15 protein-coding genes and 1 pseudogene are annotated in these 20,250 nt (G+C 46.3%); 6 read left to right on the top strand and 10 right to left on the bottom strand.

The features are described 5' to 3' along the window. Positions 1–269 precede the first annotated feature (269 nt). The 7 genes from RIG66_RS13725 to RIG66_RS13695 form a co-directional block, all read right to left on the bottom strand. Positions 270–1,289, bottom strand: coding sequence for a sirohydrochlorin chelatase (locus RIG66_RS13725; RefSeq protein ID WP_446378839.1), 1,020 nt, complete (start codon positions 1,287–1,289; stop codon positions 270–272). Positions 1,290–1,740: 451 nt separating this feature from the next. Next, on the bottom strand, positions 1,741–2,712 hold the full coding sequence (locus RIG66_RS13720; protein ID WP_446378837.1) for an NAD-dependent epimerase/dehydratase family protein: 972 nt from the start codon (positions 2,710–2,712) through the stop codon (positions 1,741–1,743). 210 nt (positions 2,713–2,922) lie between these two features. After that, positions 2,923–3,579 (bottom strand): Uma2 family endonuclease, encoded by a 657-nt coding sequence (locus tag RIG66_RS13715; protein WP_446378835.1) that lies wholly within the window; start codon positions 3,577–3,579, stop codon positions 2,923–2,925. A gap of 255 nt (positions 3,580–3,834) precedes the next feature. Further along, a complete protein-coding gene (locus tag RIG66_RS13710) occupies positions 3,835–4,404 on the bottom strand; it encodes a Uma2 family endonuclease (RefSeq protein WP_446378833.1) in 570 nt (189 codons plus the stop codon). A gap of 85 nt (positions 4,405–4,489) precedes the next feature. Next, on the bottom strand, positions 4,490–7,687 hold the full coding sequence (locus RIG66_RS13705; protein WP_446378831.1) for a hypothetical protein: 3,198 nt from the start codon (positions 7,685–7,687) through the stop codon (positions 4,490–4,492). A gap of 524 nt (positions 7,688–8,211) precedes the next feature. Next, the gene (locus tag RIG66_RS13700; protein WP_446378829.1) at positions 8,212–9,345 is read right to left on the bottom strand and encodes a hypothetical protein; all 1,134 of its coding nucleotides are present in this window, start codon (positions 9,343–9,345) and stop codon (positions 8,212–8,214) included. Positions 9,346–9,388: 43 nt separating this feature from the next. Then, entirely contained in the window at positions 9,389–10,669 is a 1,281-nt protein-coding gene (locus tag RIG66_RS13695; RefSeq protein ID WP_446378827.1) for an aminotransferase class I/II-fold pyridoxal phosphate-dependent enzyme, read from the bottom strand. A gap of 332 nt (positions 10,670–11,001) precedes the next feature. Between RIG66_RS13695 and RIG66_RS13690 the strand changes: the two genes are divergently transcribed. Further along, the gene (locus RIG66_RS13690) at positions 11,002–11,127 is read left to right on the top strand and encodes a hypothetical protein (RefSeq protein WP_446378825.1); all 126 of its coding nucleotides are present in this window, start codon (positions 11,002–11,004) and stop codon (positions 11,125–11,127) included. 382 nt (positions 11,128–11,509) lie between these two features. Here RIG66_RS13690 and RIG66_RS13685 read toward each other — a convergent pair whose 3' ends face one another. Further along, positions 11,510–12,526 carry a LysR substrate-binding domain-containing protein gene (locus RIG66_RS13685; protein ID WP_446378824.1) on the bottom strand — a complete coding sequence of 339 codons (1,017 nt, stop codon included), beginning with the start codon at positions 12,524–12,526 and terminating at the stop codon, positions 11,510–11,512. A 199-nt stretch (positions 12,527–12,725) separates the two neighbouring features. Here RIG66_RS13685 and RIG66_RS13680 point away from each other — a divergent pair, with 199 nt between their 5' ends. From RIG66_RS13680 to ndhD1, 4 genes are all read left to right on the top strand, one after another. Next, positions 12,726–13,442 carry an NnrU family protein gene (locus RIG66_RS13680; protein ID WP_446378822.1) on the top strand — a complete coding sequence of 239 codons (717 nt, stop codon included), beginning with the start codon at positions 12,726–12,728 and terminating at the stop codon, positions 13,440–13,442. A 100-nt stretch (positions 13,443–13,542) separates the two neighbouring features. Then, the gene (gene trxA / locus RIG66_RS13675; protein WP_446378820.1) at positions 13,543–13,932 is read left to right on the top strand and encodes a thioredoxin; all 390 of its coding nucleotides are present in this window, start codon (positions 13,543–13,545) and stop codon (positions 13,930–13,932) included. 325 nt (positions 13,933–14,257) lie between these two features. Beyond that, entirely contained in the window at positions 14,258–16,318 is a 2,061-nt protein-coding gene (locus tag RIG66_RS13670) for an NAD(P)H-quinone oxidoreductase subunit 5 (RefSeq protein WP_446378818.1), read from the top strand. Positions 16,319–16,487: 169 nt separating this feature from the next. Then, positions 16,488–18,092, top strand: coding sequence for a photosynthetic/respiratory NAD(P)H-quinone oxidoreductase subunit D1 (gene ndhD1, locus RIG66_RS13665; protein ID WP_446378816.1), 1,605 nt, complete (start codon positions 16,488–16,490; stop codon positions 18,090–18,092). Between the two features lie 127 nt (positions 18,093–18,219). On the opposite strand, the gene RIG66_RS13660 is transcribed toward ndhD1, so the two are convergent. Both RIG66_RS13660 and RIG66_RS13655 read right to left on the bottom strand, forming a co-directional pair. After that, on the bottom strand, positions 18,220–18,666 hold the full coding sequence (locus tag RIG66_RS13660) for a type II toxin-antitoxin system VapC family toxin (RefSeq protein WP_446378814.1): 447 nt from the start codon (positions 18,664–18,666) through the stop codon (positions 18,220–18,222). Then, positions 18,654–18,914 (bottom strand): hypothetical protein, encoded by a 261-nt coding sequence (locus RIG66_RS13655; RefSeq protein ID WP_446378812.1) that lies wholly within the window; start codon positions 18,912–18,914, stop codon positions 18,654–18,656. The genes RIG66_RS13660 and RIG66_RS13655 overlap by 13 nt, the downstream gene beginning before the upstream one ends. Positions 18,915–19,154: 240 nt before the next feature. Here RIG66_RS13655 and RIG66_RS13650 point away from each other — a divergent pair. Then, positions 19,155–20,066: pseudogene (locus RIG66_RS13650) on the top strand (CHAT domain-containing protein); the annotation flags it as partial. Positions 20,067–20,250 lie beyond the last annotated feature (184 nt).

The raw sequence follows: 20,250 nt of genomic DNA, 5'->3' as shown, positions 1-20,250 counted from the left end.
GATGAATAGGTGAGGTGAATGGTGGTAGGTGTGAGGTTTTTTCGCCTCCAACAGACAATTCCATCCTGACACCCGACACCCGACACCCGACACCCGACACCCTTGCTCAACCGAGCTTTCACCTTAAGTTGACACCAATGCCCGCCTCCAAAAATCAACAACTGTATCTACTCAATTGGCTCGGGTCGCCCTTTCCTCAATCGTTGGTGTCAAAACATGAGCGATCATGAATCATTAGCAATAACCAATGACATAAGACATAAGACGAACTAAGGAACTTGCCAAATGCGCTGATGGTAAGCTTCCGGATCAGCGTAAGGATCAGGAGGATGCTCCGAGTGATTATGACTATGGTGGTGATGATCATGGTGATGACCGTGATCATGATTATGAGTGTGACCCGTATTATCCCCCACTGCCGCTAATCGGAACTTACACAATTCACAATTCATCTGCACCTGTCCCAATTGCGTCTCAATTTCTCGTTCCCGCAATACCGAGAGTAATTCCGGTTGAATACCCATTTCGGGTAAACAGGTCATCGTAATATCCGGATATTGCTCCTGCTGCTGCGCTGTGATGTCAAATATTTTTTTCACCAGCACCCCGGTAAACAGGAAGTAAGGCAGAACGATAATCCGCTTAGGCTGGAAAAGTCGAGCGCGATTGAATCCTTCCTCTAACCGGGGATGAGTAATCCCAATAAAGCAGATTTCAACCGTTTTATAGCCACTGCCTTCCCAGAGCAGACGCGCTAATTTGTAGACATCACCATTAGCATCGGGATCACTAGAACCGCGACCAACAACTAGAAGAACCGTTTCACTTCTGGGAATTGAGGACATTGAACTGTTCTCTGATGGTTGATCCAGTTCAGCCAGTCGCCGATGCCATAACTCCAGAATTGCCGGAGTAATGCCAAAATGACGCCCATAATAGAATCGGATTTGCGGATGTCTGGCTTTAGCGCGGTCTAACTCGTTGGTGACATCAAATTTATTATGTCGCGCTGCAAACAGCAAAATCGGCAACACAGAGAATTCTGTATACCCTTGTGCTACACATTGGTCTACGCCCTCCTGAATACTGGGAGTGGTTAATTCCAGAAAACAAGGAACAACTGGGCGAGACGAGTCTAACCCTTGGTAAGCGTGGGCAAAATCCAAAAACGCCTGACGCCCCTGCATATCCCGGCTACCGTGACCAATCATTAACAGGGGGCGGTTAAGGGGGAGTGGTGGCAAAGATAGTGAATCTGGGGTGAAATGAGTCGTGTCTACAGTCGGCATTAAAATTAAGCTCCCTTCCCGTGCGAGGCGGAAATATAGAGTGGATAAGCAACAGCTAGGTATTCTGGCTTAGGTGGAACGTCACCTGGGTTGGTAGTTGCGATGCGAGCGCCATAAACACTGAAGCATCGACGACAAACCTGAAAGAGCGTGCCATTTCAACCTTGACAGTTGCCGCACAGCCCCGGACTTACACCGGAGTTTCCCTAGGTTGTTGCCATTCAATTGTGCCTTGATATCTTATCCGATTCGGCAACAAGTCAAAATCCAGGGTAGGGGGTTTTTCCCTAGCTTGTAGTTGTAGTGGCGTGGCACAGCTAAAATGGTCGAATAGGTTGTCGGTTGGGTTTCGACTTCGCTCAACCCAACGGAATCTAGGGCTTTAGCCCTTACTACGAACCCCAGCTAATCTATCTAATTAAGTGTGCCACGCCACTACCCATTTATCCATCTAGGATTGGGTTTTCATGATCCTGACAATCTCACTGAGGGTTTGGGATACCGATCGCGGATTCCAGCCTAAGTCTTGACGCGCTTTCGTTGCATCGACGCGCACGCACCGATCATAGACGTAATGCACCCGTTCCCGACTCAGGGGCGGTTGCCAATTCAACAGGCGTCCGATGGGGTCAAGGAGGTTTCCGGCGAGTCTCACCAAGGGTTTGGGGGCTTCCGCCGGAACCGGAATCCCAGTGTCTTGACTGAGAAGGGTGAACATCTCACGGGTGGACAGATCGCCCGCCGAAATGATATATTTCTCGCCCGGTTGACCCTTTTGGGCTGCCAGAATCATGGCGTTAGCTAAGTCATCAACGTGAACAATCCCCGTAATGCGATCGCCCCCCGCCCATACCTTTAAGCCGCCTTTGAGAAATTGCTTGAGTACCGGACCAAAATGGGGGTCATCTGCACCAAAGATACCAGACGGGAGGATACTCACCACGGGTAATCCTTGGGCGGCACATTGGTCTACAATTTGTTGGGCTTGGTATTTGGTGCTGTCATAAGCGCTGGAAAAGTCGGTTTGCTGACGTTGGAAGGTTTCATTGACGACTTGACCTTTGGTGTCGCCAAAGACGCCAATGGTGCTACAGTAAACGAGTTTGGATACGCCAACCGCTTGAGCCACTTCTAAAACAGCGCGAGTTCCCTCAACATTCACCCGTTCCATTTTCTTGGCATCAACGAGTCCTAATTCCACATAAGCGGCGGTGTGAAATACCCAATCTACACCAGTCATTGCCGTTTTCAGGGCGTCGCGATCGCTAATATCCCCGTAAACCAGTTGGACGTGGCAATCCGAGAGACGCTGAAGGTTGCTAGACTTGCGGACAAAACCGACAACGCTATCCCCCCGTTGTTCTAAGGCTTTAACTAAATGAGAACCGGTAAATCCGTTGGCTCCGGTGACTAGGGCTTTCATCACACCTCCTGGCTGTTAGTGTTAACCAGCCTTTGATTCAAACGCAAGGAACCAAAAGCTTAAGTCAGCTTTAGCTGACTAGATAAGCATAGCCAGGAAATAAATTTCCGGCTGAAAGCTAAAGTAAGCTAAAGCTTACTGAGGAAGTCTTCGAACCCGTTTAAACGGGTGTAAGCTCTTAGCCCGGAGTTTGAACTCCGGGCTGATTTTCTATTGATTTTGTAAAAGTTCTCGAACTCGTTGGCGAAACAATCGCACGGCTGTTCGCTGTCCCTGGATATTACTTTGTTCAATAAAACCGGGAATCTCGGTTACAGGTAAAAATGGAAACGTCATGCTTTGTTCTCTCGGTTCATATTCTCCTTCAACTAATTGATAAACCTGGAGAGTTTGACGAGTATACCTCCACAATTCCGGAACACCCAGAGCCGCATAAATAGATTGTTTATCAACAGAGGAACTGGTATAATCCGACTCAATCGCTAAATCAGGCGGTGGGTCAATTTCTAGATTGATTCGTCTACCTCTGACTCGTGATTCATTTTGGATATAGAAACAGCTATCCGGCTCAATAAAACGAGTTAAGTCTTCGCGCTTCAAGCTCAATGAACCAAGACTTCTAAGTTCAATACCCAATTCATCAACTATAGCTGTCACAAAGTCTTCAAGCAGTCGTTTGGGTTCTTCATGGTCTTCCAGTGGCATTCTAATTTCCAATACTCCCTGATCATAAGCCATTCTACAGGCTCGGTCTTCACCAATTTCCGCCAGTAATGTCTTAAAGGTTTGCCAGCTAACGCCTTTTAAAGTAACGACTGGTTCAGCGCCCCTTTTCTGGGATTGAGGCGTTGGTGTTGCTGTTGTCATAGTGAACTGCCCTTGATACCTTGATTCAATTGTAGTCCCTGCCTAAGCTGGGCGTGACAATCATGTTTATACAAGCATAAGTTAGAGCCTTAAGCCATAAAATATAATACCAGGTAGGGTGGGTTAGGCGGTAATTCAATTCAAAAAATCACCATTTAATTCGGTGTCCGCCGTAACCCACTAATCACAAGACTTTTAATTAACAATACTGTGTAAATTAACGCAAATGGATTTGCGCGATCGCACACCTGTAATTTACAAAAGCTGTCCCAGTTTCAGCCAGGAGAATACCTGTTCAACGGTTAGCTGTAGACTTAGAAAATCTGGCACAGGTAGCCTATCCTCTGGTTGTCGCATAATTTCTGGTAATTGATTGGGATAAAAACAGATTACGGCTTTCTCATCGGGATCAATCAACCACCCCAATCTGGTTTGATGTCTGAGACAGAATAAAATATTATCTGTCACCTTTGTTTGTGACTGGTCTGGTGAAAGAATTTCAATTGTCCAATCTGGAGAACATTCAAATACGTTTGCTACTTCTCCATCAGCATCGAAGGGAATTCTTTCCCATTGAAATACCGCAACATCTGGCACAATAGAGCGTCCGCCAAACGTGCAGCGTAATTCGGGGAAAGCGTAAGCGATTTTTTCAGTAAATCCCACCTCGTTTACTGTATTTGCGAGGCATATTTGTAGAGTGCTGTGTTTCCCTTTTGGTATGGATTTTTGATAAATTTTACCGTCGATAAATTCGCTAGCAGGTTTGGTTTCGGGAACTTTGAGAAATTCAGCTAGGGTGAGTGATTTAGTTTTTGTTGTCATGGTTGCTTAACTGCCAGGAGAGCAATTTGCAGAGTTTATTGGCAAAGTATCTTTGCCAAAATTATCCACATGAGTACAGAAAATTTCACGCTTCTCTTTCTGGTAATAAGTCTCTCAAGTTTATGCTATGAACTAATAAGCGATTAATCAGCTCTTTTGCTGCTTTACGAGTCTGCTCATCTTTACTGTTAAGGACTGCGGACAAAATAGCACGGTACTCTTCGTGGTGATAAGAAGCCAACCAATACTGACCTGAATTGGGTGGAGCCATAGTCATCAAGCTTAAACATTCTACAATCGCCAGTGGCATCGACTCAGCAAGGTCAAGGAAATGCTTGAGCAAATCTAAATCGTCCTCTATAATTCCTGATTTCTCCAGAACCTTGACTAATTGATCAATCGCCCAGCTATCATCGAACTTTCTCGAAACAAACCACCAGCTAAAGTATTTTAGCTCGTCGGCTTGTGACTTAGTTACCTTTTTACTATTGATTTCGCTCAACCGCCATTCCCATAGTCTTTGTAATCGCTCAAGCAAATCATTGTCAACCTCACAGTTTCCATGACGTAGCCACTGCCCAATCTCTCTCATGAATGTTTGTCGATTATGGGCAGGAGCCTTAGCAAAAAACCGTTCCAAGAGGTGATCTGGCTCACCCAGTTTCAGTACACCACGCCAGTATAATGCTCGCAGATGTTCTGTTAATCTCTCATTGGCTCTCCACAGATTTTGCCCTTCAGGAATAGGGGTATCAATTCGCTCTATCGCATAAATATACTCCTCTCGGAGTATAGGAAATATATTGTTGTAAGGAGCATTAGTAGTAATGTATCCTTCCCAAGCCGAGTCGCGAAATTCTTGGAAGTCTGTGCCTCTCAGAAAAATCCTCTCCAAGTTTTGGGTAGTCCAGTTCAAATCAAGTCGCATCAAATACAGGAGATATCGACCATAAACAGACCAAATCGTTAGCGAAGGATCATGTTTTGGATCTAAATGGCGCTCAAGGAGATTTCGCGCTTCAGGAATTTTATCAAAACCTGGCGCTGTTTTTACCTCTCCATCACTTTTTTCCAGCAAATGCTGTTGTACCCATAGAGTATACTGGATAACTGTCATTGTTTGGCTGCAAGGGTCATTCGTTAACTGCTCTAAAATTATCCAAATTTGATTACGAAATTTAAATGGAATCTGATTTTCTTTAAGACCAGCATCAATAAAATCAACTACAGCCCTACAAACTTGATCCCATTGTCCATAATTTAAACCCTTAACTGCATCTTGACTCTCCGACTCATTTTTCAGTTGATTCAGCATCCAAGAGCAAAACTCAAATACTGGCTCCCACGAAGAGAATTTTGGTTGTACTTCTGAAGGATTTCTTAAATTTTCCTGTAAGCCTCGAAGGAAGGCTATCATATATTCTGAATCAACTTCCTTAAATTGTTCAATTTCCTCTATAAAATTTTCCGGCTTTTGGGCAATAAGTTTGGAAAGCTCACCGGCAAAACCACTGCGTGAGGGCGCAAATAGTTTCCCCGTAGGTTGCCATTCCTTCAAAAAAGCAAATCGCTCTGTCATACTCATAGCAGCGAGTTCCTCAGCAGACTTTGGACTGGTTGGTCCTTGCCATACATTGAAACCTCCTGGAGGTTCTAAGGATTCAGCAGCACCAATCTCCCTAACTAGCTGTTCATATTTCTGTTGCCACTCTTTTGGCAGGCTACTACTGAGGATGGCTAACCAATCTCGCTGCCAGTGCTTAATGTACAAAATAATTTTTTCTTCTTTAATCCAGGATGTATCCTCTAGTCCTTCTGCAATCCAGCCGAGAATAGTTTTTTTGACTCTGGGTTCAAGCTGAGCAAAGTGTTCTTTAAGCAAAAGCTTATATTCATAGCAAGGTATTTGCTGATTTAGCTGATCTCGGTTAGCTAGACGTTCAGCAATCAGATCAGGACATTCATTAGGAAAGCATCGGAGTAGGTGAAGAACTATGCGATGAAAAATTAGCCACTGATAATTCTCAAGCGTTTGCACTAGAAATCGTATTTTATCCGGATTTTTGCTAGCGATTTGTTCTGTAGCCTTCCATACAGCAGCAGCTAAAATACTTCTTACGTCATGTCTGTAATTTTGCCAAGTTCCTTCAAAAGCACGAGCCCATTCACAGGAATTATCTTCAAAAGTTGATTTTCCATGAGGAAGTTGAAAAAGCCGAATAGCATCACGCAGTAAATCGCAGAGCAGTCCTAAAGTATTCTCTTCAGCTACGGACACTAATTTAGGTATATATTCGGTGAGAATTTGCCTGTAATAGTAGTCATCGCAGCGTGTGCGTACTCGCGTCAGATAGTCGCCTTCTTGATTTGGCATCACAGCGAGAAGTTCACGAGCTAACCCCAGCGCAGCATCCACTTGCTCACTTTCGGCAAGATAAGCAATTAGTTCACCTAACTTTTGTGGAAGACGGAAATGAAGATAATTTTGATCTCTAAGCCATTGTGTTTCTTGTTCTACCCAACGTGCAGCTAGTTCTGGTGGCATTGCACGAGCTGCTTCTGCCAAGTCTTCATGTACTAAAATATTTTTTGTCCCCGTTTTTAGAATTTTCTGGGCAATCTCTAGAACTATTTCGGGTTCTTGAGAAGCCATCCGTGCTAGGTAGCGGGACTGAGACCAAAGGGGACAAGCTATCACACCACGTTCAAGATCTACTTCTGGCTCAGGCGGATTTTCAAAGAAACCTTTTTGCTCAAGTAAATTTAGCCATCCTGGATACTTGAGCTGCTCAAAGAAGTATCCCAGACCAGCACGACTATTAGGAATATGAAGACGAAGTCTATCTAGATCTTTTTTTTCCGGCTCAGATTTTGTCAACAACTCGTCTAACAGACGACGGATGTCAGAGTAGCGAGTTTCAAATCTGTCAAGAACTTGATCGAAAACAGCCTGTATATCTCTCCAAAACTGTCTAAATTTTTCATCAACTGGACGTGGTGATGCTAGGTCATCGCGATGTGCGCGTCTGTGGAGTCCATACTCGCTGTTTCTACCAGGCAAGCTCAACCACGTCCTAGCTACATCCGATGTTTCAGGAATTTCGAGTGCCTGTAACACAGCCTTAATTTGAGCCTTGTGCGTATCGTCACCTGAAGCTTTCTTCTTTTTTGATGGCTGCTCCGATGGCTCCCAGAAAGGCTTTAATACTGCACGCAGGGAACTCTCAATTTCTCGCAATGAGTGACCGACAAAGTGTGTCGTAGATTCCAGCGATGGTTCCATCTCCATGAGACGGCAGGCGTCACGCCAAAAAGCAGCCGCTCCGGGACTGACAAGGGAGTTGAGCCTGCGATAGATTCGCTCTTGCTGGGGATTGCTGAAGTTAGGGGAGTCCATTCTCAATGAAGCAGACGCTGAAACAATTTGTAGTATCCATACTACTTTAGCATTTGGAAGCTAAAACGAATGTTACTGACTTAAGCATTTATAGTCAGCGATGCCAGCGCTTATGGCGAAGACAGCGCAACTACAAACTTAGGCGTTAGTGCTATTCCTCTTAATCCAAACTTTGATTTGCCAAAATTTCTTGAATTCGCTGGCGAAATAAACGTACTACCGCTCGTTGTCCCATTGTCTTACTCTGCTCAATTAATCCAGGAATTTCAGCAATGGGTAGAAAGGAAAACGTCGGACTTTGCTGAGTTTTTTCGTACTATAGCGGTAAGGGTGCGTTACGCTACGCTAACACACCCTACAAATAGAGCCTGTGCGTAAGTCCTAAGTCAGAACAATTAAGCTGATACTGACTACAGCGTTTTTTCATAAATTCGATACGTCTTATAAATTGTCCCTCCCGACGCTTCAATCAACTTACGAGACGGAAAATTATCTTCCCACACCCAACCCAATTCTGCCCGCTTATAGGGCTTGCCCTTCTTAATCCCCCCTTGCATTCCCAAATAAATTAACGCCAACGGCACCATTTTGCGGCGATATTCTGGCAATGAGGCAATCGCAATCACTCGTCCTTGGTCAATCTGGCGACGATACCAAAGAAACTTGAGAATTCCCAGCCAGTTGAGTTTCCCCTTAACCTGTTTTAGGGGAATATTATAGTCCGGTAATCCCATAAAAAAGCCGATCATTTCACCCTTGTCTTCGGCAATGGGAAAAACATCTGGATCAACTAACGTCTGTAATGACTTGGCTTCTTCTAGAAATTCTGCCTCCGTTCTCGGTGCAGAACTCCAGTTATTGGCAAAGGCACGGTTAAAGAGGTGATAAAGACTAATACAATCGTGTTCAAATCCTTCGCCTTTGGTTCTAATCGGGCGAAACGTGATCCCCGATTTACGGGCAATCTGATAGGCTTTCTTAAATTTATCCGATAAGGGCTTATCGAGGGGAAAATCATAAGAGTATGCATCCTTCGCTTTTTGCCAGCCCTCTTTTTCCAGAAATTCGGGATAGTAGGGGGGATTATAGGGCATCATCACCATGGGCGGTGTATCAAAGCCATCGACCAAAAATAAACAATTATTGTGAGTCGATAAATCAATCGGTCCCCGCGCCACAGTCATGCCTTGTTCCCGTAACCACTGACAAGCCGCATTCAGGAGAGATTGCGCGATCGCGCAATCTTGGACACATTCAAAAAACCCAAATAAACCAACCGTTTTCCCCTCTCGTTCAATTAACCGTTGATTCACCGCTGCCACAATTCGCCCCACCGCTTGGGAAGGGTGGGACGAGTCGAGGGCAATAAATTGCTGTAATTTGCCGTAGCCAAAAAAGGGATTATCGGGGGCAAATTGCTTCGCTACATCGCTACGCAGCGGCGGTATCCAATTGGGGTCATTCCCATAGACTCGTGCAGGTACATCCAGAAACAAGTCCTGGTCGGCTGGAGTGGCTACAGTGCGAATTTTGTCATTTGTCATTTGTCATTTGTCATTCGTCAAATAACCAATAACCCAGGACAAGTTAGGCGCTGATCATGGGTTTATATAAAAAATCTCGTGTTGCTACCATGGCGGCGACTAATTTATCCATTTCCTCCTTAGTATGCAGAGCATTTGCCGTCATCCGGATACGGGGTTTGGCAATAAACCAAATGGGTGATACCCAAATGCCATGATTCTCTAACATATACTGACCAAACAATTTCGGATTAATTTCTGAGGGTAAAATAACCGGGATAACGTTAGTTTCACCAATGGCATCAAATCCGGCTTCGACTAAGCGCGATCGCAAGTAGCGAGTATTTGCCTGAAGCTTTTTCACCATGTCGGGATGACGGCGCACCTGACGAATGCTCTCCAAGGCGGCGGCTGCTAGAGGTGGCGACAGGGAAACCGTACCAATCGACGTGGGCGAAACATTTAATAAGGGAATCAATTCTGGCAGAGGACTGCTAATTGCCGCCCCCGCTGACGCGGCAAACTTGGAAAACGTGGTCATAATCAGCGGCACAACACCTTGCTCCATGGTGTATTGGGGTAGGATGCCAAAATGCTCGTAGATGCCGCCACCTGTCGCCCCAATCGCCCCACTAGCATGTGCTTCATCCATCACCAAGACACTGCCTTCGTAATGTCGCAGCACCTCGATCATATCGGGGAGGGGGGCAATATCCCCATCCATTGAGAATACTGCATCAGAAATCACCATAATTCGATCTTGGGGACGAGCATAGCGACGCAGTTTCCGCGATAAGTCCTCTACATCACAGTGGCGATAGGCTCTCACCCGCACACGCGGACTATGACCAAATAACTTTCCAGAACGAGTTCCCGCGTTGACGACGGCTGAGAGAATACAGCCATGGTTGAGGACATCAGTCAAAATTAATGTCTCACGGGTATGCTGAAAGCCAGGAACGGGAATAGCCAAATGGCAGAACGCATCCATTAGGGCTTGCATCGCCATCCACGCATTCAAAAAGAGTTGGGTATGGGGTAGGTGCTTAAACTCCGAAATCTCTTGCTCGAGCTGCCGATGTAAATCGATGCGACCACTCAGGACTGAGGTTGAACTGTTAGACGTACCGTATTGAAAAATAGCATCAACCGCTGCTTGGCGAACCGCCTCGTTCTGAACCAGACCCAAGACATCATTCGTACAGAACGTGAGAACCGTCTGACGCTTTCCTGTGGCGACTGATTCTATCTCGACTAAATTCCCCTGCTTTTGATGGCAAACATATTCGTCGGGCGCTAATCCACTTTCGTACCACCGCTGGACGTACTCTTTGACAACTTCCACAACCTTACTCCTCTCACCTTTTCCTAGATAGACTACCGCTTCTAGCTAAAAATGTGTGTTTTTCTCTCAACTTTAAGTGATTATCCCGACTGAATATCAAGCTCCATGTTGGCGATTTTATAGAGTACACGGTAATCCTATATAATACGGGGTGATTGGACAGGGCGGCTTATGACAGACACTAATGCTGGCACATTGGCGATCGCTCTCGTTGCTGCTTTTTTGATTTCTGCTCTAGCAGGGTAGCATAAAACGCAGCCCCCTGCGGGATTTGTTTTAATCCAAGCCTCCGGAATACCCCACTCGCCTACGGGTGGGCAGTGATCAAGGAGGTGGTTGAGTGGGTTTGGATGCCCCTGAAACCAATAACTCCGTTGAATGAGCAACGGCACGACAGTGGCGATTTTCGCTTGGACTTTGCTCACAGTATGTACAACGGGCATCCCAAAACCGCCTAAATAGGGGCTGCTGAATAAGTGTTGTGGTGAGGGAGAGCGGGGGAAGCTGGGGACGCTGGGGAAGCTGGGGACGCTGGGGGAGCTGGGGGAGCAAGGGTACATTTTTCCTGAGCAAGGTGATGCCATAAATTTGAAGAGTTTGAATTGGTTGTCGTCTGGCTGCTTGCCATTTAGGATTATTTATAGCCTTTTAATTTAACGGCTAAACGTCGAGCCAAATTTCTCACTATTGCCAGCCAGCATTTCTCTCTATTAGACAATTCATTCCCTAGTAGAGGCACGACATGTCGTACCCCTACAGGTAGCTTACTCTTCTTACTCCTACACTCTCACACCTTTGCACTCAGGCAATTTCAACCGAAAATCTTTCGAGCAATTGTCCTTAACCTGTCGGTTGAGACGATGCAGGTTGAGACGATGCCGAATTCAATTTAGGAGCAGTTATTGGCGGCGAGGACGGTGGTTTTTCTTCCCATCCTGGAGGCGCAAACTGGGGCAAAATTTCCCGGCTGAAGGCTTCGGCGGCTTTGGAACGGTAGCGATGGGGATTGACGATTAAAGACAGCGTCCGCTTCACCACAACGCCTTCTATCGTTGCTCGGTGTAAGACACCCATTTGCAATTCTTTTTCGATGGCTGAAATAGACACAAACGCTGCACCCAATCCCGATTGCACGGCGTTTTTAATTGCCTCAATTGAGTTGAGTTCCATCTCAATCTTCAGGCGTCGGGTATCAATATCACAGCGCGTGAGAACCTGGTCGATTACCTTACGAATCGTGGATTGGGAGTCAAGCGCAATAAATTGTAACTTATACAAATCCTCCTTATGCACGGTTCCCACCTTTGCCAGGGGGTGAAAGACAGGTAAAATTAGCGCCAACTCGTCTTCCGAGTAGGGCATAATATGTAAAGTTTCTTGAAGATCCGTGGGGACTTCACCGCCAATGATGGCTAAATCAACCTGTCCATTGGAAACAGACCAAGAAGTACGGCGCGTCGAGTGAACTTGTAATTGTACCGACACATCGGGATACTTCTGTCGAAACAAGCCAATCATTCGAGGTAAGAGATAGGTTCCCGTGGTTTGAGAGGCGCCCACAATCAGCGTCCCACCCTGGAGATTCTGTAAATCCTCAATCGCCCGACAGGTTTCCTGACAAAGGGTGAGAATTTTTTCACCGTAGCTTAGGAGTAAGTGTCCGGCTTCTGTCAATTGAGCGCGACGCCCGCCTCGGTCAAATAAGGGGACATCAAGCTGTCGTTCCAAGTTCTGCACTTGTAAACTCACAGCCGGTTGGGAAACGTACAAACTATCCGCCGCACGTTTAAAACTCCCCTCAGAAGCGATTGCTTTGAGAATCCGGAGTTGATCGAGAGTGAAAGGAAGGTCAGACATAGGAGCTAAACCATCAAAAAAGGAGCAATAACAGGCAATCCCAGGGGGGTTGAAGATGGGATTTAACGTCAACGATAGTAGGAATTGCCAACAACGAACGTGTAAACCTGTGCCTGAAATCGACAGTAACACAACACGGGATCAACTCTTTGAGTATTCTTGCTAGGATGAATTGTGCAATGAATCAACATCAGGATTTATGGGGGTCTGGACGAACTTGACATCCAGTCATTGGGTAATGGCTGGACTACTTTTGGGATTTGCGATCGCGCATAGTGGTCTAGCCGCACTGCGACCTTGGGCTGAACAACGCATTGGCGCGAGGTTCTATAGAATTTTATTTGCTCTGGTTAGCCTATCTCTTGCTGTTGTATTAATTATTTACTTTTTCAACCACCGCTATGATGGGATTCAATTGTGGCGGGTGCAGGGACTTCCGGGGATCAAGTCCCTAGTCTGGTGGCTTTCAGCGATTTCTTTTTTGTTTCTCTACCCCGCCACATTCAATCTGTTAGAAATCGCCGCCATCCAGAAACCCCAAGTTCATCTCTACGAAACCGGAATCATTCGCATTACCCGACATCCGCAAATGGTGGGACAGGTGATCTGGTGTATTGCTCACACCCTCTGGATTGGCACTAGCTTCACTCTACTCACCTCGGTAGGATTAATTTTGCACCATTGTTTTGGCGTTTGGCATGGGGATCAACGGCTTTCCAAACGCTATGGCGACGCCTTTGAGTCTGTCAAAGAGCGTACCTCGGTTTTTCCTTTCCTGGCGCTAATTCAGGGACGCCAAACCCTGAAATGGGAAGAATTTATCCGTCCCGCCTATCTTGGGGTAATTGGCTTTATCGGCTTGTTGTGGTGGGCGCATCCCCTACTTATGCGAGCAACTGCCCAAATAAATTGGTAAAATTAGCGGATTTGTTGTTCAAATAATCCCAATTCGATGTAGCATGATCCCAAGGCTAGAGTAAAAATTCAATAGAATTCGAGGGATCATGGTGTTGTCGGTGAACGAGCAGACGTTTAAGCAATACGTTTTAGAAAACTCCAAGATGGTTCTGGTTGATTTTTGGGCACCTTGGTGTGGGCTGTGTCGCCTAATCCAGCCAATGTTGGAGGACGTACAGCAGGAATGGAGCGATCAGATTGAAGTGGTGCGGGTGAATGCAGATAATAGTCTCAGGCTTGCCAGTAGCTATCAACTCAAATCTTTACCCACCTTGCTTTTATTTGAAAACGGTCAGTTAGTGGAGCGATTAGAAGGCTTTCAAGGACGAGATGACTTGCGCTTGGCGATTCAAAATCTGATCGGGGACAATCAATCGCAGTTTTCAGCATCCATTGGGCAAGGTTTAACCCATACCGCCTTAGAGAGTGCCACTCAATCAGCCGCCTAGTAGATAAAGGCAGAGGGCAGAGGGCTGTAAGGTTTACGCTATCTGCTTTTTGGCTTATTGTTAACGAATAAGTATTTGAAGCCACGATGCACTGAACTATTCGTTTTGTTGAGGCATCACTATCAGCAAAATTAATCAACCCAGGAGTTTTCTTGTCAACAACCCCACCCACAAGGGGATGGGGTTTTCCCGGCGAATTTTATAAAATAAGTATTTCTACTTGAGGTTGGCTCACACTGAGCCAACTTTCTTTTTGTATAGGTATATGTCACAGTTGTTAACGGTTTGTCAAAATAGTAAAGAAATCTAAAGTAAGCTGTCTTCCATGGAACCGCTTTATCAATATGCCTGGTTGATCCCGGTCTTGCCCTTGGCAGGGGCAATGCTAGTCGGCTTAGGGCTTATCTCATTCAACAAAACCACGAATCAGCTACGGCAGTTATCCTCCGTGTTCGTCGTTTCCCTGCTGGGGGCGGCGATGGTGCTGTCGTTTGCCATCTTCTGGAGTCAATTTCACGGACATGAACCGTTTACCCGTACCCTGGAATGGGCGGCAGCGGGGAATTTTCACCTGATGATGGGGTACACCATCGACAACTTAACGGCGTTGATGCTAGTAGTCGTTACGACCGTCGCCTTTCTGGTCATGGTGTATACCGACGGCTACATGGCACACGACTCCGGTTATGTGCGCTTCTATGCCTATTTGAGCCTGTTTAGTTCCTCAATGTTGGGTCTGGTGATTAGTCCCAACCTGATACAGGTTTATATTTTCTGGGAACTGGTGGGCATGTGTTCGTACCTACTCATCGGATTCTGGTACGATCGCAAAGCTGCCGCCGATGCTTGTCAAAAAGCCTTTGTGGTTAACCGGGTGGGGGACTTTGGTCTCCTTTTGGGTATCCTGGGGCTGTACTGGGCAACCGGTAGCTTTGAGTTTGATGTCATGGGCGCCCACTTAGAAGCCTTTGTCGAATCCGGTTACATTAGCAGCGGACTCGCCGCCCTGTTTGCTGTATTAGTCTTTTTAGGACCCGTTGCCAAATCTGCTCAATTTCCCTTGCATGTTTGGCTTCCTGACGCGATGGAAGGTCCTACCCCCATTTCCGCACTGATTCACGCCGCGACAATGGTGGCGGCTGGGGTATTTCTGATTGCCCGTATGTACCCCGTGTTTGAAAATATCCCCCTAGCGATGACAGTCATTGCCTGGACGGGAGGATTTACCGCCTTTTTAGGGGCAACCATCGCCCTGACCCAAAATGACATCAAAAAGGGTCTTGCCTATTCCACAATCTCCCAGTTGGGCTACATGGTTATGGCAATGGGGATTGGCGCATACAGTGCCGGGTTATTCCACCTGATGACCCACGCTTATTTTAAAGCCATGCTCTTCCTCTGTTCCGGTTCTGTGATTCATGGCATGGAAGCCGTGGTGGGTCATGATCCGGATTTAGCCCAGGATATGCGGCTGATGGGGGGATTACGGAAGTATATGCCAATTACTTCCCTAACCTTTCTAATTGGCACTCTGGCAATTTGTGGGATTCCTCCCTTTGCCGGGTTCTGGTCAAAGGATGAAATCTTAGGCAATGCTTTTGCCGCGTCTCCAGGACTGTGGGTGGTCGGTTGGCTAACGGCTGGACTGACTGCTTTCTATATGTTCCGCATGTATTTCATGACCTTTGAGGGCGATTTCCGGGGGAATATCACCAGTATTAAGGAACAAATTAAAGGGGCTGTGGCTGAACCTGCACCCGCTTTTGGACCCGGTGCCATGGATAGGCGGGAATTAGAGGCTGAGGATCATGATCATGACCATGGGCATAGTGAGTCTCCCCATGAATCACCCTTAACCATGACCTTACCTTTACTGTTACTGGCTGTCCCCTCAACCCTGATTGGTTTGGTAGGGATGCCCTTTGACAACTACTTTGAGGAATTTATCCACGCCCCTGGAGAAACCGTGGCGGAAGTGGTGAGTCATGAAGCGGCGTTTAACTGGAGTGAGTTTCTGGTGATGGCAGTTTCCTCAGTGGGGATTGCCCTGATTGGCATTACCGTGGCATCACTGATGTACCGGATGCGTCAAATTGATCCAAGTGCGATCGCGAAAAACTTTACACCGCTTTACAAGTTTTCCCTCAACAAGTGGTATTTCGATGATCTTTATAATCGGCTGTTCGTCCAGGGAAGTCGCCGCCTAGCCCGCCAGGTAATGGAAGTAGACTACCGTGTGGTGGATGGTGCGGTTAATTTAACCGGTTTAGTTGCCCTAATCAGTGGTGAAGGACTGAAATATCTCGAAAACGGTCGCGCCCAATTCTATGCGCTGATTGTTTTTGGGGCAGTTCTCGGTTTTGTGATTGTTTCTGGGTTGTCTTAAAAATGTGTCATTTGTCATTTGTCCTTTGTCCTTTGTTCTATCCTGTGGCAAATTGTGTCTCTGTTGTCATTCGTTCAGAGTTAGTTCACTTGATAACGAATGGCTAATGACCAATGACTAATGACGAATAACCAATGACCAATGACCAATGACTAATGACTAATGACTAATGACTGATTTTCCTTGGTTAACCGTAATTATTCTGTTTCCCATCGTCGCTTCTGTGGGCATTCCTTTATTGCCGGAGAAGAATGGCGTATGGGAACGCTGGTATGCCCTGATTGTTGGGCTAATTGATTTTACGTTGATTGTTTGTGCCTTTGTCATCAACTATGATTTTGACAATCCGGGCTTGCAACTGGTTGAAAAATATGCTTGGGTACCTACGCTGGACTTGAATTGGTCGGTGGGGGTGGATGGCTTATCGATGCCGTTGGTACTGCTGACGGGGTTTATGACAACGTTGGCAATCCTGGCGGCTTGGCCCGTAACCCTAAAGCCGAAGCTGTTTTACTTCCTGATGCTGGCAATGTACGGCGGTCAAATTGCCGTGTTTGCCGTTCAGGATATGCTGTTGTTTTTCCTAGCGTGGGAACTGGAGTTAATTCCGGTTTATTTGCTGCTTTCGATTTGGGGTGGCAAGAAGCGGCTGTATGCAGCGACGAAGTTTATTCTGTATACGGCAGGGGGTTCGCTGTTTATTTTGATTGCAGCCTTGGCGATGGCATTCTATGGGGATACTGTCACCTTTGATATGCGATCGCTCGCTTTAAAGGATTATGCCCTAAATCTGGAACTGTTGCTGTATGCGGCGTTTCTGATTTCCTACGGGGTCAAGTTACCGATTTTTCCCTTACATACGTGGTTACCCGATGCCCATGGGGAAGCCACCGCCCCAGTTCACATGTTGCTGGCGGGGATTCTGTTGAAGATGGGTGGATATGCCCTAATTCGCATGAATGCGGGGATGTTACCTGATGCCCATGCCTATTTTGCCCCAGTGTTGGTGATTTTGGGGGTGGTGAATATTGTGTATGCCGCATTAACCTCTTTTGCCCAAAGGAATCTGAAGCGCAAGATTGCCTATTCCTCGATTTCCCACATGGGCTTTGTCTTAATTGGGATTGGCTCATTTACCGACTTGGGGTTGAGTGGGGCGGTGTTGCAAATGGTGTCCCACGGTTTAATTGGGGCGAGTCTGTTCTTCTTAGTTGGGGCAACGTATGACCGAACCCATACCCTGATGTTGGATGAAATGGGGGGTGTCGGTCAAAAGATGCGGAAGATTTTTGCCATGTGGACAACTTGTTCCATGGCGTCTCTGGCGTTACCGGGGATGAGTGGGTTTGTGGCAGAGTTAATGGTGTTTGTCGGATTTGCCACTTCGGATGCCTATAATTCCACGTTTAAGGTAATTGTGGTCTTTTTGGCAGCCGTTGGGGTAATTCTCACGCCGATTTATCTGCTGTCCAATCTGCGGGAAATCTTCTACGGTTCTGAAAATAAGGAACTGGTGGAACACGAGGTTTTGCAGGATGCGGAACCGCGTGAGGTGTTTATTATTGCCTGTTTGCTGGTGCCGATTATTGGGATTGGCTTATATCCCAAGCTAGTCACGCAGATGTATGACTCGACAACACAGCAGTTAACCGCCCGGTTGCGCGGTTCGGTACCGACGTTAGCGGAAGGGAAACCGCCCGTTGTATCGATGGTAGCCCCAGAAATTGGGGGACGCGATCGCGTGGGGGTAGAAGTTTCGCCACCTGTGCGTTAGCGCTGCTGGTTTTAATGTTAGGTAGGGGTATGGCAATGCCGTACCTCTATTTTTTTGACAGTTCTTGCTGACATAAAAGGTTGAGAAAAGGGCGACCCTAGTAAATTAAGTGGATAGGACGATGACTTTATGAAGACAATACTTCGTCTAGAATTACTACAGGTAAATCGGGTATTATCCGTAACCTTTGATCATTCGTTAAAAACTGGTTACATCCTGAAGTAATGGCTGTTGCTATATGAATGGAATCTGGTGTTCTCAGTGAAGGTGTAATTGCCCGGAGTCTGGCAGCTTTTTCTAGGATGAGTTGATTGATGGACACCAATTGTATTTGAGGTGATCGCAGCAATCGCTTGTATGCATCTGTCAAAAAGGTATCGGAGTTTCGGATGGGTATAACCAATACCTCCATCAACGTTAGTTCACTGGTTAAGACTTCCAGGTTTCCGGCTTGAACTTTTGCCCAGAGGTCAGCCAACAATGAACCATAAACCGAAGCTTGTTCAACGGCGTAAATCATAACAACCGTGTCAATATATATTCGAGAAGAGTCAGGCAAATTTAGCTGTCCCATGCATCCCTTTCGGCTTGTAAATCTCGATTAATTTCTTCGAGGTTTCGACTAGAGGGGCGTTGAGCGTGAATTTCTGCCAATATTTCCAGAATAGATTGTTCCGTTGATTGGGTTGGCTTTTCTGGCAACAGAAGAATGACTTCAATGGTTTTTCCGACTGTATTGAAGGCGGTATCAGGGGGTAAGTCAATTTCGATTTTATTGCCCGGTAAAACTTTGGCTTCAATTCGTAATGCTGATTGCATCATAGGATTCATTTATTAGGTTTTATCTAAACTGTTTCAAGTTTGTTATTTGGCACTATCTGTAGATGACGCTGAGTATAAAGACTGAGAATTTGCTGGGTATACTGACTTTCATTGTATTACAAAACAATGAGCTTTAATAGTTAGTGCTGCTGGTTTCCAGGTTTAGGTAGAGACACGGCATTGCCATGCCTCTATTTTTTTAGCTACCATACATGACATAAGACATAAGACATAAGACGAATGACAACCATCACCATTCGCGAACAGGAATCAACCGATAACGGATTTACCGCGACTCTCAGTTTTGATGGGCGGGTGAATTATCCGATTACAATTACTGACCCCTTCACCCCGAAACAAGAACAGAGTCTGGAATGGTATTTTGAGGAATGGTTGGTGTTTCCCCAATTGGGAACGGTGAAGGCAGAACAGGCGAAGGAATCGGTTAAGGCTTATGGGGAACAATTATTTGAGCAGGTATTTAGAACCAATATTGACGCCTATAGCGAGTATCGGCAAATCCGGGGGAATTTAAGTCAGATTCAAATAGAGATTGAAAGCCAGACGCCAGAGTTTCAATCGCTGCATTGGGAAGCCCTGCGTGATCCGGATTTATCGCGTCCTTTGGCGGTGGATTGTCTGATGCTGCGGAAGCATACCAAACCCGTTCCGATTGGGGCAAGTATGCCACCGTTTCCGGTGATTAATTTACTCTTGGTGACAGCACGACCGGATGAAGAAAGGGATGTAGGATATCGTACCATTTCCCGTCCGTTAATTGAAGCGATTGAGACAGCAAAGTTACGGGTGAATGTGGAGTTATTGCGTCCGGCTACATACAAGGCGTTATCCGATAAGTTGGAGGAGAAAGGGGCGGGCTATTATCATATTATTCATTTTGACGCTCATGGCTCGTTGATGAGTTATGAGCAATATCAGAAGGGGAAAAAACGGAAGCGGTATACGTTTCAGGCGCGGTGGGGGCGAGAGGATATTACTGAGTATGAAGGGGTGAAGGCGTTTCTGTTTTTGGAGGGGGAAAGTCAGGGAAAGGCTGATCCGGTGGAGGCGTCGGAGTTGGCGGATTTGTTGACAGGAAAAGGGATTCCGGTTTGTATTTTAAATGCTTGTCAATCGGGGAAACAGATTTCTGCTTCTCTTACTCTTACTCCCCCCCTTAACAAGGGGGGGACGGGGGCTGACAGGTGTAGGTTTTTTACTTTAGGGTGGGGATAAGACAAGGGAGACAAGGAAGGAAAGTAGACAAGGAAGAGAAGAATTGTATAGCTCAAGAAGTATTCGGAGTAAAAACTGTTCGTGGAAATAAACCATTTAA

The sequence above is a fragment of the Coleofasciculus sp. E2-BRE-01 genome, assembly GCF_040221695.1.
In the GTDB taxonomy this organism is placed as follows: Bacteria; Cyanobacteriota; Cyanobacteriia; order Cyanobacteriales; family Coleofasciculaceae; genus Coleofasciculus.
This window is presented reverse-complemented; position numbering and strand designations above follow the sequence as displayed.